Source organism: Cupriavidus sp. MPR-AND1C, from assembly GCF_058809705.1.
Genome location: NZ_JBXASU010000211.1, coordinates 1 through 577 on the forward strand (window position 1 = coordinate 1; position 577 = coordinate 577).

Annotated in this window: 2 tRNA genes and 1 rRNA gene; all 3 read left to right on the forward strand. The window is 50.8% G+C overall.

The window, feature by feature from the left end:
* Positions 1 to 75: ribosomal RNA gene (locus AC1RWI_RS38075) — 16S ribosomal RNA — on the forward strand; the annotation flags it as partial.
* Between the two features lie 61 nt (positions 76 to 136).
* A tRNA-Ile gene (locus tag AC1RWI_RS38080) sits at positions 137 to 213 on the forward strand.
* Between the two features lie 48 nt (positions 214 to 261).
* A tRNA-Ala gene (locus tag AC1RWI_RS38085) sits at positions 262 to 337 on the forward strand.
* The last annotated feature ends 240 nt before the right edge of the window (positions 338 to 577 follow it).

The window sequence follows — 577 nt, forward strand, 5'->3', positions numbered from 1 at the left end:
ACGGCAGGGTTCATGACTGGGGTGAAGTCGTAACAAGGTAGCCGTATCGGAAGGTGCGGCTGGATCACCTCCTTTCAAGAGCGTGCATCTTAAGTCGAGCGTTCACACTTATCGGTTTGTTTGCTGTTACAGCCAAGGGTCTGTAGCTCAGGTGGTTAGAGCACCGTCTTGATAAGGCGGGGGTCGTAGGTTCAAGTCCTACCAGACCCACCAAGTTATAGACGGTGGTTCGATGTTGAGCTTCCGGCGTCAGTAGTATTTGGGGGATTAGCTCAGCTGGGAGAGCACCTGCTTTGCAAGCAGGGGGTCGTCGGTTCGATCCCGTCATCCTCCACCAATTACCTGGTACCTTGGATTGGTCGTCAAAGGCAAGCGCTTAGGATTGAGCGTTTGCCTTTGGCCTTGGCCAAGACGTTGCGAGACGAAGTTTCGCACGGCTGTTCTTTAACAATATGGGATGTAGTAAAGGTGTCGTGAGCGTTGATGAGACGCTGCAGTAAAAAACACGATACCGGGTTGTGATTGTATCAACCGAAATGTATTTAAGTGATCGAAAGATGACTTGGAATACGGCACA